The following is a 14001-nucleotide window of genomic DNA, read 5'->3' as shown; positions in this document are numbered from 1 at the left end:
TGCTCAGACCAAGCCGAGCAGATGCAGCGCCAGCCATATCCAGCCAAGTGCGAGAACTACCGCGCCTAGGTAGAATGCCCTGCTGCGCAGGATTAGCCGATTGCTGGTCAAGTGGACCGATGCGTGAAGATAGCGGGAGACGACAAAGATCCACATCAGTGCCAAGGTCAAATAATTGACGCCATTGGTCACGTGCAGCGTCAAGCATAACACGTAGAAAAGCACCGGCAGTTCGAACTGGTTGCTCAGATTGTTGGCGACGGTGACGCTGGAACCAGGCTCCGTCGAGCGCGTCTTGAACTGGCCGGTCTTGGCTTCGCCCGATCTGACCGCACCATAGCGGCGCCGGCCCATTACGACATAGACGACATAGACCAGCAGCACCTGCGCCAGCATCGGCCAGAAGATCGCGGTCTGGTTCAAGACGCCCCCTGTCTTTGTCACCCAGCCTTCAAGGCCGTTTCTGAGCCATCAGGGTAAAAGCCGCAATGATGGTCACCGGCACCGCCAGAAGCGCGAATTTGGTGACGATCAGCGCTGAGGCAAAGGACAGCGAATCCGGATTGGCCGACAGGAAATCGGACAAAAGACGAGCCACGGCGATGTTCTGGGCATAGTCGGCAAGTGTGTAGGGCAGCACCAGCACAGCTGCGAATATCGACTGGGTTTGCGCAGGCAGCGCACGGAAATTCTTCAGCCGCCGGCCCGAGGCCAGGATCAGGCTGACCATCGTCAGCGACAGCAGCGCCGGAAACAGCAGGTCGAAGGTCAGGTAATGCCAGACGAGAATGATCTCGCTGCCACGCCGGCCGAGCGCCGTCAGCCAGGCCATGCCCTCATCCGGGGTGAAACCGGCATAGCGCATGTCGAGCGACGGCAGACCGCCGCTCAATTGGCGAAAATAGAGGAATTCCATCGCCGTCATGATGATGAAAACCGCCACGGTGGCGAAACAGAGTGCGGCGGCGTGGCGCGACAGCCGCAGGATCATTGCCGCCAGATTGCGCCAAGGCGCATGGCGATCAGGCCCCGCCAGGATAATTCGGGCTTTCGCGGGTAATCGTGACGTCATGGGCGTGGCTTTCACGAAGTCCGGCATTGGATATCCGCACAAAAGTGGCGCGCTCGCGGAAATCGGCAAGGTCGCGGCCACCGACATAACCCATAGCGGCTTTCAGGCCGCCTGCAAGCTGGTGCAGCACACCAGACACAGGTCCTTTGTACGGCACCTGCCCTTCAATGCCTTCCGGGACCAGTTTCAGCGTGTCGCGCACCTCGGCCTGGAAGTAACGATCGGCGGAGCCGCGTGCCATGGCACCGACCGAGCCCATGCCGCGATAGGCTTTGAAGGAGCGGCCCTGGTGCAGATAGACCTCGCCCGGGCTCTCGTCGGTGCCGGCCAGCAGCGAACCGATCATCGCAGCACTTGCGCCGGCGGCAAGCGCCTTGGCGAGATCGCCCGAATATTTGATGCCGCCGTCGGCAATGACCGAGACGCCCGATTTCTGCGCCGTCTCGACCGCCGACATGATCGCCGAGAGCTGCGGCACGCCGACGCCGGCGACGATGCGGGTGGTGCAGATGGAGCCCGGCCCGATGCCGACCTTGACCGCGTCGGCGCCGGCATCGATCAGCGCCAGCGTGCCTTCTGATGTGGCGACGTTGCCGGCCAGGATGCGAACCGAGTTGGAAAGCTTCTTGGCCCGCGTCACCGCATCCAGGACGCGCTGCGAATGACCGTGCGCGGTGTCGATCACCAGAAGGTCGACGCCGGCGTCGATGAGGCGCTCGGCCCGCTCGAAACCGTCATCGCCGACGCTGGTGGCGGCGGCGGCGCGCAAGCGCCCCTGCGCGTCCTTGGTGGCGTGCGGGTTGAGCTGCGACTTCTCGATGTCCTTGACGGTGATCAGCCCGACGCAATTGCCGTCCCGGTCGACCACGACCAGCTTCTCGATGCGGTGCTGGTGGAGCAGCCGCTTGGCTTCGTCCTGATCGACGTTCTCCTTGACCGTGATCAGGTTCTCGCGGGTCATCAACTCGTAGACCTTTTGCGCAGGATCGGAAGCGAAGCGGACGTCGCGGTTGGTCAGGATGCCGACCAGCCGGCCGACCGTGTGGCCGCCGGCGCCGCCGTTCTCGACCACCGGGATGCCCGAGATGCTGTAGGTGCGCATCAGACCCAGCGCATCGGCAAGCGTCGCCTCGGGACCGATGGTGACAGGGTTGACCACCATGCCGGATTCGAATTTCTTCACCTGCCGCACCTGCTCGGCCTGTTCGGCCGGCGAGAAATTGCGGTGGATGACGCCTATGCCGCCGGCCTGGGCCATGGCGATGGCGAGTCGCGCCTCGGTGACCGTGTCCATGGCGGCCGACAGGATCGGCACGTTGAGGTCGATGTCGCCGGCGATGCGGGTGCGGATGTCGGTCTCGCCGGGCATGACCTCGGAATGACCCGGCTGCAGCAGCACGTCGTCAAAGGTCAGCGCCAATGCGCCGGTGGACGTCTCGATGATTTTTGCCATGGCCAGCCCTCGGAATGCAGGAAAGGCGCTCGCCCTAATGGACAGCGCCGACTCGTCTTCTTCCCTTTCAGGATTGGCGCTGGCTCGTAACACGTCCCGTCGCCGTTGAAAAGCCGATGGTTGTGTAGTGGCAAAGCTGCATTTGCCGCAGGTGCTGCACGACTTGCGGTCGCACAAACGTGACAGCAAATTAATGCGACATCCGGGCCAAGCCATGATACCGCCCTACCTGTCGGTTTGGCCCCCAAGGCCGGCAAGCAATCGCGACGCACATCTCAAGGTCGGATTCATCGTGAACCGCACCATTCCGCTTATCCTGGCGGTCGCTCTATTCATGGAAAACATGGATTCGACCGTCATTGCGACATCGTTGCCGGCGATCGCCATCGACATCCACACCAGCCCGATCGCGCTCAAGCTGGCGCTGACCGCCTATCTGGTATCGCTGGCGATCTTCATTCCGATCAGCGGCTGGATGGCCGACCGCTTCGGCGCCAAGAATGTCTTCCGTGCCGCGATCGCCGTGTTCATCGTCGGTTCGGTCGCGTGCGCCATTTCCAATTCGCTGCCGGCTTTCGTGGTCTCACGCTTCCTGCAAGGCATTGGCGGCGCCATGATGACGCCGGTTGGGCGTCTGGTGCTGGTACGCGCGACGCCGAAAAGCGAACTCGTTTCTGCCATGTCGTGGCTGACCGTCCCGGCTCTGGTCGGCCCGCTGGTCGGCCCGCCGGTAGGCGGCTTCATCACGACCTATTTTTCCTGGCACTGGATTTTTCTGATCAACGTGCCGATCGGGCTGATCGGCATCTGGCTAGCCACGCGTTTCCTGCCGAAAACCGATCCTGCCGAGACGCCGCCGCTCGATTTCACCGGTTTCGTGCTGAGCGGGTTGGCGGCATCGGGCATCGTGTTCGGCCTGTCGGTGGTTAGCTTGCCGGCTCTGCCGCCCGCTGCCGGCTTTGTCACCGTAGCCGTCGGTCTGGCGTCGGCGGTGCTCTATCTGCTGCACGCGCGCCGCGCCAAGAATCCGCTGCTGGCGCTCGAGCTGTTTCGCAATCGGGTGTTCCGCTCGTCGGTGCTCGGCGGCGGACTGTTCCGCATCGGCATTGGTGCCGTACCTTTCCTGTTGCCGCTGATGTTCCAGATCGGTTTCGGGCTGACGCCGTTCCAGTCCGGCATGATCACCTTCGTCTCGGCAATCGGCGCCATAGGCATGAAATTCGTCACCGCGCTGATCTTCAGGGTCGCCGGCTTCCGCCGTGTGCTGATTTTAGGCTCGCTCGTCGCTGCCGCGTCCATCGCCATCAACGGCCTGTTCACACCCGACACGCCCTATGGGCTGATCCTCGCCATGCTGCTCGCCGGGGGCTTCATCCGCTCGATGTTCTTCACCGGCATCAACGCGCTTGCCTATGCCGAGATTTCGGCCGCCGACACCAGCAAGGCAACGCCGATCACCGCGGTGTTCCAGCAGCTGGCGATCGCGCTAGGCGTGGCGCTGGCCGGCGGCATCCTGGAAGTGTCGACCAATATCCATGGCGGCCCACTGACGCTGAGTGACTTCCACACCGCCTTCTTCATCGTGGCGGCGGTGTCGGCGGCGGCCTCGCTGTCGTTCATGCGGCTGGCCCCGGACGCCGGCAATGCCGTGTCGGGACATGGCCGGCTGACACCGCCGAAGACATTGGAGCCGGTGAGCCCGTCCGGGAGTTGATGCTCCTTCCCTTCTCCCCTTGTGGGAGAAGGTGGCTCGGCGCGCAGCGCCGAGCCGGATGAGGGGTGTTGGAAGAAATGAGGCGATAACAACTGCAAGCGTGTTGCCAAGCTGGAACACCCCTCATCCGACCTCGCTTCGCGAGGCCACCTTCTCCCACAAGGGGAGAAGGAAACGACGCTAACCCTTGAAATCCTTCGCCAACAAATAAAGCTCCACCGATTCATCGCGCGAGGCTGGCGGCTTGACGTGATGGACCGAGCGGAAATTCCGCTTCAGCCTGGCCAGCAATTCGTTTTCGGCGCCGCCCTGAAAAGTTTTGGCGAGGAAATGTCCGCCCGGCTTCAGTACCGACAGCGCGAAATCGGCCGCCACCTCGCACAAATGCATGGTGCGGATGTGATCGGTCCGCTTGTGGCCGGTGGTGGGTGCGGCCATGTCGGAAAGCACGATGTCCGGCGGACCGCCCAGCGCCTCGGCCAGCTTCTCGGGTGCCTGCGGATCGAGGAAATCCATCAGCAGCACCGGCGCGCCCGGCACCGCGTCCATCTCCAAATAATCGATGCCGACGACGTTCGGTTGCTGGGCTGTCGATTTGGTACGTGCGGCGGCGACCTGGCACCAGCCGCCGGGCGCCGCACCAAGGTCGATCACCTTCATGCCGGGCTTGAGCAGATGGTGCTTGTCGTCGATCTCGATCAGCTTGTAGGCTGCGCGCGAGCGATAGCCGTCGGCCTTCGAGCGCTGGACATAGGGATCGTTGATGTGGCGCTGCAGCCAGCGGCGCGACGATTCCTTCAAGCCGCTTTTCTTCTTGATCTTTGTCTTCAGCACGCGAATGCCGGCCGAACTCGGTCTTTCCGGTTTCTTGGTCATTGCTTGATTGCTTGTTTGAGCATGCCACTTTTCGGGATCATGCCCTGCCTCGCCCGTTGTTGCGCCAGACGCCGTCATCGGCCATCAACTCGCTCAATATGCCCTCGCGCAGGCCACGGTCGGCGACACGCAGTCGTTCGGACGGCCAGACGGCGCGGATCGCCTCCAATATGGCGCAGCCGGCCAGAACCAGGTCGGCGCGGTCTGCGCCGATGCAGGGATTGGCGACGCGCTGCTGGAAATCCCAGCCGACCAGCTTTTCGACCATGCGGTCGACACTGTCGCGGTCCATCCACAGCCCATCGACGCGGCGGCGGTCGTAGCGTTCAAGATCGAGATGGACGCCGGCAAGCGTCGTCACCGTGCCCGAGGTGCCGAGCAAATGGAATTTCGGGCTGGACAGGAGATGGCTCAGCCGGTCGCGCCCGTCGAAGGCGCGCAACCGTATTGCGACATCCTCGACCATGGCGCCAAAGATCTCGCGTGTCACGGTGCGGCCGCCAAAACGCTCAGCCAGCGAGACGACGCCGACCGGCAGCGAGGTCCACGAGACGATGTGGTTGGCAAGTCTCGGCGAGCGGTGACCGGTTAGGTCGATCAGCGCGATCTCCGAAGAGCCGCCGCCGATGTCGAACAGCACGACGCCTTGCGTGTCGCGCTCGACCAGCGAGCCGCAGCCCGACACCGCCAGCCGCGCCTCGGTCTGGCGGTCGATGATCTCGAGCTTCAGGCCGGCCTCGCGCTCGACGCGCTCGAGGAACTCGACGCCGTTGGCGGCGGTGCGGCAGGCCTCGGTGGCGATCAGCCTGGCCTTCCTGACCTTGCGGTTGCGCAATTTGTCACCGCAGATCTTCAGCGCCTCGACCGCGCGGTCCATTGCAGCCTCGCCGAGCCGACCATTGGCGGTAAGGCCCTCGCCCAGCCTGACGATGCGCGAGAACGCATCGATGACGCGGAACTGGCCATGACGCGTCGGCACCGCGACCAGCAGACGGCAATTGTTGGTGCCGAGATCGAGCGCGGCAAACACCGGCAATTCCTGCAGCGGTGGCGGCGTGCGGGCACCTTGCTCCGGCCTTGGCGAGGCTGGAGGCAATTGCGCGATTGAAGAGGGGGCGGCGAGCGAGGCCGCTGGCTGGGGCCGGCGCGCGGCCGGGGCATCATTGGCGGCGGGCACCGAAGTGCCGGCCGCCAGCGGACGAGCCTCGTCGCGTGCGAAAACCTTGCGCCCGCGCCGGCGCTTGCGCCGCTTCTTGGGTTTGCCGTTCTGATGCGGGCCTTTTTGGTCCTGGCCCTTTTGGTGCTGGCCCTTCTGGTCCTGGGTTGTGTCGCCAGCCTGTCCATTGCCGGACCGGGGCTGCACCTGACGGCCGTAGCGTCCGGTGGATGGGCTTGCCTGGCCGGACGGCGTCGGCGAACCCCTGGACACGCCCACTTCCGGCGCGCCAGCGCCGGCTTCGTGGTCTTCCACTGTCGTTCCTTCCGGCGCCGCGCGAACCGAGACCGGACGCAGCAGGCGCTTTTACATGTTCAAGTTGCGGCCAGACTATCAGCGCCGGGCCGGATCACCAAGAGTGCTCGCGGCGAATTTTGCCGGCGGCATTGTCTCGCCCCCGCGCTCGGCCCGATGATGGCGAGCCTTCCGGCGCCTTCCCGGTTGAATAGCCGGCTTCAATGAGGCATTTCTGAAATGGAGGGGTGAACCCTTCGGGATCGCGGGCGGTTTTCCTGCTGCGAACCGGAAAACGGGTACGGGCTGCAACGCATGATCGTCAGGCAATGAACTGGAGCCGCTATTTCTGGCCCGTCATCGGCATCGCCGCGGTGGTGTTCTCGCTGTGGCTGTTGCTGCACGAATTGCGCGGCATCTCGCTCGACGACGTCTGGGACGGCATCGTCGCCATCCCGGCGCGCGGCTGGGTGCTCGCGGGGCTGAGCTCGGTCATCGCCTATGCCTCGCTCGCCGGCTACGACCACATCGCGCTTCTGCACATCGGCAAGAAAGTCTCGTGGCTATTCGTCACCTTCTGCTCGTTCACCACCTATGCACTGTCGCACAATATCGGCGGCTCGGTGTTTTCCGGCGCGGTGATCCGCTACCGCGCCTACGGCACCAGGGGCCTGACCGGCCAGGATGTCGGCATTCTGGTGGCGATCTGCTGGATCACCTTCGTGCTGTCGACGCTGTTCGTCTCGGGCATCGTGCTGCTGCTCGAGCCCGAGGTGATCGACCGGTTTTCCGGCATACCGCATCATCGGCTATCGCAAGCAGCAGGGTTCGCCATGCTGCTCGTGGTGGCGGCCTATGTCTTCGGCAGCTGGCTGCATCTGAGACCGCTCAGGATCGGCAGCTTCCAGCTGCACTATCCGGCGCTGCCGATCGTCGCGCGGCAATTGCTGGTCGGCCCGATCGAGCTCCTGGCGGCGGCGGCGATCATCTTCTTCGCCCTGCCCGCCGCCGGCAATCCCGGATATTTCGTCGTGCTCGGCGTCTTCCTGGTGTCATTCTCGATCGCGCAGATCTCGCATGCGCCGGGCGGGCTGGGCGTGTTCGAAGTGGTTTTTCTCGCCGGCTTGTCGCATATGGATCAGGTCGGCGTACTGGCAGCGCTCCTGGTGTTCCGGCTGTTCTACCTGATCATCCCGCTGCTGATCGCGCTCGGCGTCGTGCTGTTCTTCGAGCACTCACAATACAGCCGCAGCGAGAATTGATACGCGAAAGGCGTGGCGACTGAACGCCGCGATTAAAACGCGGCGATTGAAAGGCCGGGCAGGCTTGACTATTTTCCGGCGGCGGCTACAAGGCACGCGCGGCGACATTGTCGCCATGCCCGCGCGGTTTGTCATCAAACGCGCCTGCTGGGGAATAGGTTAACGGTAGACCCACGGACTCTGACTCCGTTAGTCCTGGTTCGAATCCAGGTTCCCCAGCCACTTTCCTTTTAGTAAATAAAATCAGTCAATCAACGAATTACGTGCATTTTCGATTTCGGCGGTCCGCACTCCGGTTAAGGGGGCGGAGGTCTATGCGCATCCCCTAGCACCGGACCTACAGGGCTTGCCTCGAGAATGCATCAGCAAGAGTAAATTGCTTTTTTGTTTTAGGGGTCGCTGAAAAATCACGGAACTGATCTCGATAAGTTTGCACGTAATTTTTTGGAGGCATAAGGGCCTTTAAATGTTCCGACGGAGCAAATGTAATAGTTTTCTGTCCTGGGTGTTTATATTTCACGTAATTTATAATTTGCTCACTCAGCAAATCTGAGAAGAATAGAGCGTCGTCGACGTATTGAATAATGTTGTCAGATTCTGACAATATCATCTGGTGAAAATAAAGAACTGCGTGTGCGTTAAGTCCATCTATATTCTTCACAGAGTGTCTGTCTATCAAGGAGTTGCGCGAAGAAATTCTATTATTCAAATCGTCGAGAGTAAATTCCGTCTTATGAATAATTGAAAGAAGCATGGGTATATCGTTCACGACGTCACTAAATTGCTCATAAACCCGGAAATTTCATCACTCCTATTCGTGGGAACCCCACGAAAAACGTTCTGAGCGTCTCTGAAATATCGACAATTTCCTGTGGATGTCGAAATTCATTGATTGCGGGTCTAACTTTGTCGCAATCGGACTGCAGGTTACCTATCATCTGGAATTTCATATTAAGCAAGTTTTCTAGGTTCGAAGCGCACGAATAAACGACCTGCTTCAGATTCGAGATGCTAAGTTGTATATGCGACTCTTGATCCTTTTTTGAGTCATACTGAATCTGTTTTCTACTGAGATAGATAGATACCGCGAAACCTGCCATGACCCCGATGAGGGTGGAGACAGTATCCGATAGGAATTGCACCCAGGCGCTGCCAAATGCAGCTAGGATTGCGCTACATACTGCTGTCAATTCCGCCCCCCTTCACTTTGTAGCGCTCGCCTAGATGACCTGCCGATGGATTGTTATCGCTGACCAACGATACGAGCGCCTAAACCTCGCATTTTTTGTTTGTTGTAGATAGCCGGCCTGCGATGTGATCCCACACTTCGTTAACCGCACTCGGGAATTACGGTGGCAGTGCACTTTTTACATGTTGCTCCCCCCGCATGGTGCACCTTGCCCGGTCTGCCGCATCCCCAGCACCACGGGCGAGCCAAAGTGTTTTCACGTCCGAAAACTATGTGTTCCACAAGAACTGCTCATCGAGTATTGACGCGTCGCCAATGTCGATGCACCCGTGGGCCGAGAGCATCGCCGGACAAATCGGCAAAGCCGCGAAACCCGGAAACGAGCCAGGCGGCGAAAAGAAAATAGTGCACCGGAATTACGGTGACGGTGCACTTTTTACCATGTTCGCCCCGCCGCATCGTGTAACCTTGCCCGCGTTCCCGGTCTGCCGCAGCACCGTACAGGCGAGCCAAAGTGTTTTCACGTCCGAAGACTATGCGTTCCACAAGGACCGCTCATCGAATATTGCCGCGTCGCCGATGTTGCGGTTATCGATGCTGGGGGATGCGGCAGACCGGGAACGCGGGCAAGGTGCACCATGCGGCGGGAGCGACATGGGTAAAAAGTGCACTGTCACCGTAATTCCGCATGACAACCACCGCAAAATGCGGGTCTGGATGATGACCTCTGGCAGCCAAACCCCGTCCGCGTTAGAATGGGACAGGGGGACATTCACCAACCCAGCAAGGGAGGTCCGCCATGAAAGTCAAAGACGCAATGCATAAGGGTGTCGACTGGGTCAGCCCCGAAACCGCTGTCACCGAACTGGCGAAAATGATGCGAGCCCAGGATATCGGGTCGATTCCCATTGGAGAGAACGACCGACTGATCGGAATGGTGACCGACCGCGATATTGTCTGCAACGGACTGGCAGAAGATGGTTTCGACGGCCGCATCGCAACGGCGCGCGATGTTATGACGGCCGGCATTCACTGCTGCCGCGAAGACGACGATCTGGCCAAGGCCGTACGGCACATGGAAGAACTGAAAATCCGCAGGTTGCCGGTGATCAACAAGAATATGCGGATGGTCGGCATCCTTAGCGTCGGCGACGTCAGTCAGTCGGCACCGAGGGAACTGGTGTCCGAATACGTCAAGAGCGTTTCCGCCCACCACCACTGAAGGGCGGCTCGCCCGTGCGCTAAGGCCTCAGTCTGCCGCCGCGCTGGCCACAGCGCGCCGGCAGAAATGTCCGGTCATCGAGGCCGTGGCGCACCGGAAAAGCCCGCCGGCCGAAGCCGGCTGGAGCGTCTGCAGTCGCCAGAGTGTGGGTAACTTTATGCAGCCTTCAGGTTAATCACCCGCATCACTGCGACCGCTGTTCCGTTGTTCGTAGCAGCCTCCTTCGTGCTACCCTTGCCGCAGCTCCATACGTCACCCTCCTTGGCCGTGAACTGCATGTCTCCGGCCGTGACCTGCAGCTCGCCTTCAGTGACCGTGCAGACCATATCGTCGGCCATGACATCCCCGAGCGGGCTAGTTGCCTTTGGCTGGTAGACGACGTCTTCCATGGCAATTTTCTTGTACCCCTTGATATGGGAGTCTCGTGTTCCCAGTTCGACGAGCCGAACGCCGGGAAAAATCTCTTTGCCATCAGTCGGACCGTAGGTCTTGGCCGCTACCGGAATGGGCTTTGCGACCAATAGCGGGGCCGCCAACGAGGTGGCACCAAGGGCGAGAGCATTACGTCGATTCATCTTCATAACATCCTCCCTGAGTTAGTTCGCCCGACCGGGCGAACCTGATATTTTACGCGCCCGTTCAGCCAAATAGTCAAAACACAATTGGGCAAGCCAACGCCTGGCCTGCGCGCGTTCTGGCGTGCCGCTGTCCTACACCGCCGAAGTGCTTCGCGCGTCTTGGCGGCTCGCTGCGGCTGGCTGCGCATGGCCTGCCTACCACACCTCTTGACTGTCCGAGCGGGTTTATACTTTTTGCTGCGTGCCTTGAGAAAAGCGGTGCCGGGCACCTTGGTCAGCCGCGTGATAACCGACGAATGGGTGAGCCCTCACGTCGAAGAGAAAGAAGAAACAGCACCAGCTCTTGCTGGCCGCGCTGCCTAAAGCGAAACCGAAAATGACCTAGATTGTTGATGCGACGCGGGAAATTGGCCGCTAAGGATGAATTACGGTGACAGTGCACTTTTACCATGTCGCCTCCGCCGCATTGTGCACCTTGCCCGCGTTCCCGGTCTGCCGCATCCCCCGGCACCGTACGAGCGAGCCGAAGTGTTTTCACGTCCGGAGACTGTAAGTTCCAGAAGAAATGCTCATCGAGCATGGCCGCTGGCCGATGTCGGGGTTTTCGATGTACCTGTGGGCCGAGAGTATCGCCGAACAAATCGGCAAAGCCGTGAGAACCCGGAAAACGAGGCACGCGGCGAAAAGAATTAATGCACTGTCACCGTAATTCCCAGTAATTCCCAACCCTTCTACTCACCGACAATGGACGTCGGCGGGCGTGCCGAGGTTATCGGATCGGCATGACGAAGGACGATCCTCCACGCGCCTTCCTCGCGCCGGAATATGGTGGTGACTCGAAGCGCAATCGGCACCAGTTTGTTGCCACCACCGACCTTGGATTGGAACCGCTCGACCTCGATGATGTATCCCAAGTCGGCTGTCGCATACTCCGAGATGCGCTCAAAGCCGATGGCCTTGCCGTGCCGGTAATTGGTGGCGGCCCGTTCCATGGTCTCAGCGGCCTTTCTCCATCCCTTCGCCGGCGGGCCAAAGGGATTGGCAATAATGACGTCGTCCTGTCGCGAGTAGAGGTTTTTCAAGGGCTCAGGATCGCCCTTTACGAAGGCATCGAGAGCCAGATGATCCTGCTCGATAAATTTCGTCAGGTCGGAGGCTAACATCTTAACATCGCCACATGACTAAAAAGAGAGCTCTATCAAGCGCTTCATCCGCCCTTCGCCTTGCCGTAGGCGTTCGGGCTGGTGTCCGGACTATAGATCAGAATTACGGTGAGTGCACTTTTTACCATGTTCGCCCCCGCCGCATGGTGCACCTTGCCGGCGTTCCCGGTCTGCCGCATCCCCAGCACCGTACGGGTGAGCCAAAGTGTTTTCACGTCCGAAGACTATGTGTTCCACAAGAACTGCTCATCGAGTATTGCCGCGTCGCCGATGTCGCGGTTATCGATACACCCGTGGGCGGAGCATCGCCAGGCAAATTGGCAAAGCCGTGAAAACCCGGAAAACGAGGCAGGCGGCGAAAAGAAAATAGTGCACTGTCACCGCAATTCGAAGGAAGAGACTGCGCGCGACGCCGCCGGCCGCTGGTCTTCCCGGTAAGGATCGCGCTGAATGAGACGTCGATTCGCGTCGAAGGCAACGACGTACTTCTAACGGCTGGAATGTCGGTAACGGCCGAGGTCAAGACGGGGAATCGCCGCGTAATCGAGTTCCTTCTCGATCCGTTGATGGAGATGACGGATGAGGCGTTTCATGAGCGATGAGATCGAATGCAAAGCACAACATATAAAATTTAAAACGGATGGAAGTATGGCTAAACCTGCATCGAAGAACTTTTGGAAAATACTTTTTATAATAAGTTGCGGCTCTTTGATGGTGATTGTGAAAGGGTACTGCGCTAGTAGCGGCGACAATAATGTTAAAAATTTCGCACTTCATTACCTATCAGGTTTAGATCAAGGAATGGAGATCTTTGTATGGCCATCGTATCTGAGACCGTACGAGATTGTCGATGGCAATTCTGAAATAGCTGAATCTATAAGCAGGTACAATGTCGACCATAGAAGTATCCTCCAGATGTTTGAGGCGCCCGTAGTGGCGCAAATTTCGGTCATTTCAATAAATTATGATACATTTTCGAGGGATGCTGAAAAATTATTGAAAAATTCGAAGTTGCTGCAGGCGTACAAATCGTATGCCTCTAAGGCCAGCCTCAACAGCGACGGCTGCACCGCATATAAGTTTATTGACCGAAATACGTGGGTGTCTGTCGGTTTGATTTTTGTCGACAGAACCAAGTTCGGAATTGGCAACAAGACCTACACAGATTCTTGCTTACACGGCGCTCTTGACTATGTAAACGGATTCCCAGTCAAGGGAAATTATTTCGAATATATTTCGCTTCCACTTGAGCCAGTCAGAAGAATTATATTGGAGAAACTTTATTACTGTTCGTCTATCGATGACAACAAATCGCGCCTGGAAGAGACAACAAAAGACGGCATCACTCCGTTGCCGTCGATCGAATGCATCACGGCAAAGCTCAAACAGTAGCTATAGACTGTGTGAAATCGCAACGGTGGGGAGGGTGTTTTGACGGACTACAGCGTTGCTGCAGGAGCAGACTACACCCCCGCGTGCGAGCTGTTGTTCTTTGCCGGAGGTGCAGGCGGAGGAACAACCGCCTTAGTGCTTTCGCCAGGCGCGTCGACTGGAACCAGGGTTATAAGTGCGGGATTCGGAGAATGGTCGAGCGTCGCACCCGTCACCGCATCCACGCCTACTCCTATCACTCCGCCGAGCAGTATATTGCCGGCGAGACCTGCAGCACCCTTCCCGCTCATGGTCGTGCCGATATAAATACTGCCCGGCTTATAACCTTCCTTCTCGGCAAAAGCGGTGAACTCCTCCTTCCGACTTACTTCGACCGTGCAAGGTGAAGCCGGGCATGAATGACCGAGTGAAGTTCTTATCGCAGCGTCCGGCGGGACGGAATTGATAGCGATTTTATCGGTTGTGCCACGCACCACCGACGCGCAGCCCGACATAGCGACTGTTGCCGCCAAGGCAGCACAAAGATAGATTTTCATTTGAAAGTCCCCCCAGTTGCACTAGTGGCGCAACGGCGAGGCGCGCGCAAGCGAGTTCACGGAAGGGCGACAGTAGACCTGGAAGGCGCGGCGT

At 59.3% G+C, this 14001-nt stretch carries 15 protein-coding genes and 1 tRNA gene; 7 read left to right on the top strand and 9 right to left on the bottom strand.

Features of this window, described 5'->3' with window-relative positions:
- Positions 1-3: 3 nt before the first annotated feature.
- Genes NKI85_RS12470 through guaB form a run of 3 tightly spaced genes read right to left on the bottom strand, consistent with a single transcriptional unit; the run spans position 4 to position 2525 of the window.
- On the bottom strand, positions 4-423 hold the full coding sequence (locus NKI85_RS12470) for an MAPEG family protein (RefSeq protein ID WP_352525473.1): 420 nt from the start codon (positions 421-423) through the stop codon (positions 4-6).
- 28 nt (positions 424-451) lie between these two features.
- Positions 452-991 carry a hypothetical protein gene (locus tag NKI85_RS12465; protein ID WP_352776787.1) on the bottom strand — a complete coding sequence of 180 codons (540 nt, stop codon included), beginning with the start codon at positions 989-991 and terminating at the stop codon, positions 452-454.
- A 31-nt stretch (positions 992-1022) separates the two neighbouring features.
- Positions 1023-2525 (bottom strand): IMP dehydrogenase, encoded by a 1503-nt coding sequence (guaB, locus tag NKI85_RS12460; RefSeq protein WP_352525343.1) that lies wholly within the window; start codon positions 2523-2525, stop codon positions 1023-1025.
- 292 nt (positions 2526-2817) lie between these two features.
- On the opposite strand from guaB, the gene NKI85_RS12455 reads away from it, so the two are divergent.
- Positions 2818-4239 carry an MFS transporter gene (locus NKI85_RS12455; RefSeq protein WP_352776786.1) on the top strand — a complete coding sequence of 474 codons (1422 nt, stop codon included), beginning with the start codon at positions 2818-2820 and terminating at the stop codon, positions 4237-4239.
- 180 nt (positions 4240-4419) lie between these two features.
- On the opposite strand, the gene NKI85_RS12450 is transcribed toward NKI85_RS12455, so the two are convergent.
- Both NKI85_RS12450 and NKI85_RS12445 read right to left on the bottom strand, forming a co-directional pair.
- Positions 4420-5115 (bottom strand): RlmE family RNA methyltransferase, encoded by a 696-nt coding sequence (locus NKI85_RS12450; RefSeq protein WP_352525346.1) that lies wholly within the window; start codon positions 5113-5115, stop codon positions 4420-4422.
- 37 nt (positions 5116-5152) lie between these two features.
- Positions 5153-6586 (bottom strand): Ppx/GppA phosphatase family protein, encoded by a 1434-nt coding sequence (locus NKI85_RS12445; protein ID WP_352525347.1) that lies wholly within the window; start codon positions 6584-6586, stop codon positions 5153-5155.
- 308 nt (positions 6587-6894) lie between these two features.
- Between NKI85_RS12445 and NKI85_RS12440 the strand changes: the two genes are divergently transcribed.
- The 4 genes from NKI85_RS12440 (at position 6895) to NKI85_RS12425 (ending at position 10238) form a co-directional block, all read left to right on the top strand.
- On the top strand, positions 6895-7827 hold the full coding sequence (locus tag NKI85_RS12440; RefSeq protein ID WP_352525349.1) for a putative bifunctional lysylphosphatidylglycerol flippase/synthetase: 933 nt from the start codon (positions 6895-6897) through the stop codon (positions 7825-7827).
- Positions 7828-7975: 148 nt separating this feature from the next.
- A tRNA-Gln gene (locus tag NKI85_RS12435) sits at positions 7976-8049 on the top strand.
- A 1282-nt stretch (positions 8050-9331) separates the two neighbouring features.
- On the top strand, positions 9332-9841 hold the full coding sequence (locus NKI85_RS12430) for a hypothetical protein (protein ID WP_352525350.1): 510 nt from the start codon (positions 9332-9334) through the stop codon (positions 9839-9841).
- A complete protein-coding gene (locus NKI85_RS12425) occupies positions 9816-10238 on the top strand; it encodes a CBS domain-containing protein (RefSeq protein WP_023674444.1) in 423 nt (140 codons plus the stop codon). Before NKI85_RS12430 ends, NKI85_RS12425 begins: the two co-directional genes overlap by 26 nt.
- Positions 10239-10393: 155 nt before the next feature.
- On the opposite strand, the gene NKI85_RS12420 is transcribed toward NKI85_RS12425, so the two are convergent.
- The 3 genes from NKI85_RS12420 to NKI85_RS12410 all read right to left on the bottom strand — a co-directional run bounded on the left by NKI85_RS12420 (position 10394) and on the right by NKI85_RS12410 (position 11979).
- On the bottom strand, positions 10394-10819 hold the full coding sequence (locus NKI85_RS12420) for a hypothetical protein (RefSeq protein ID WP_023674443.1): 426 nt from the start codon (positions 10817-10819) through the stop codon (positions 10394-10396).
- Between the two features lie 271 nt (positions 10820-11090).
- Positions 11091-11396 carry a hypothetical protein gene (locus NKI85_RS12415; protein ID WP_352776785.1) on the bottom strand — a complete coding sequence of 102 codons (306 nt, stop codon included), beginning with the start codon at positions 11394-11396 and terminating at the stop codon, positions 11091-11093.
- 151 nt (positions 11397-11547) lie between these two features.
- Positions 11548-11979 (bottom strand): YybH family protein, encoded by a 432-nt coding sequence (locus NKI85_RS12410; RefSeq protein ID WP_023674442.1) that lies wholly within the window; start codon positions 11977-11979, stop codon positions 11548-11550.
- Between the two features lie 108 nt (positions 11980-12087).
- On the opposite strand from NKI85_RS12410, the gene NKI85_RS12405 reads away from it, so the two are divergent.
- Together NKI85_RS12405 and NKI85_RS12400 are read left to right on the top strand one after the other, a co-directional pair.
- Positions 12088-12417 (top strand): hypothetical protein, encoded by a 330-nt coding sequence (locus tag NKI85_RS12405; RefSeq protein ID WP_352776784.1) that lies wholly within the window; start codon positions 12088-12090, stop codon positions 12415-12417.
- A 153-nt stretch (positions 12418-12570) separates the two neighbouring features.
- Complete coding sequence (locus NKI85_RS12400; RefSeq protein WP_352525354.1) at positions 12571-13371, top strand: hypothetical protein; 801 nt, start codon at positions 12571-12573, stop codon at positions 13369-13371.
- Between the two features lie 71 nt (positions 13372-13442).
- Here NKI85_RS12400 and NKI85_RS12395 read toward each other — a convergent pair whose 3' ends face one another.
- Positions 13443-13907, bottom strand: coding sequence for a translation initiation factor 2 (locus NKI85_RS12395; protein ID WP_352525356.1), 465 nt, complete (start codon positions 13905-13907; stop codon positions 13443-13445).
- Positions 13908-14001: the final 94 nt, after the last annotated feature.

Origin of the sequence: Mesorhizobium sp. M0571 (assembly GCF_040320985.1) — a bacterium.
GTDB lineage: Bacteria > Pseudomonadota > Alphaproteobacteria > Rhizobiales > Rhizobiaceae > Mesorhizobium.
Note: the sequence above shows the minus strand (reverse complement) of the source record. Positions and strands in the feature narration are given on the sequence as shown.

Excerpts from the sequence above, each read along its gene's own strand:
- NKI85_RS12465 (WP_352776787.1), bottom strand. The coding sequence starts at position 991 with ATGATCCTGCGGCTGTCGCGCCACGCCGCCGCACTCTGTTTCGCCACC.
- guaB (WP_352525343.1), bottom strand. The coding sequence starts at position 2,525 with ATGGCAAAAATCATCGAGACGTCCACCGGCGCATTGGCGCTGACCTTT.
- NKI85_RS12450 (WP_352525346.1), bottom strand. The coding sequence starts at position 5,115 with ATGACCAAGAAACCGGAAAGACCGAGTTCGGCCGGCATTCGCGTGCTG.
- NKI85_RS12440 (WP_352525349.1), top strand. The coding sequence starts at position 6,895 with ATGAACTGGAGCCGCTATTTCTGGCCCGTCATCGGCATCGCCGCGGTG.
- NKI85_RS12430 (WP_352525350.1), top strand. The coding sequence starts at position 9,332 with ATGTCGATGCACCCGTGGGCCGAGAGCATCGCCGGACAAATCGGCAAA.
- NKI85_RS12425 (WP_023674444.1), top strand. The coding sequence starts at position 9,816 with ATGAAAGTCAAAGACGCAATGCATAAGGGTGTCGACTGGGTCAGCCCC.
- NKI85_RS12420 (WP_023674443.1), bottom strand. The coding sequence starts at position 10,819 with ATGAAGATGAATCGACGTAATGCTCTCGCCCTTGGTGCCACCTCGTTG.
- NKI85_RS12415 (WP_352776785.1), bottom strand. The coding sequence starts at position 11,396 with ATGCTCGATGAGCATTTCTTCTGGAACTTACAGTCTCCGGACGTGAAA.
- NKI85_RS12410 (WP_023674442.1), bottom strand. The coding sequence starts at position 11,979 with ATGTTAGCCTCCGACCTGACGAAATTTATCGAGCAGGATCATCTGGCT.
- NKI85_RS12400 (WP_352525354.1), top strand. The coding sequence starts at position 12,571 with ATGAGCGATGAGATCGAATGCAAAGCACAACATATAAAATTTAAAACG.
- NKI85_RS12395 (WP_352525356.1), bottom strand. The coding sequence starts at position 13,907 with ATGAAAATCTATCTTTGTGCTGCCTTGGCGGCAACAGTCGCTATGTCG.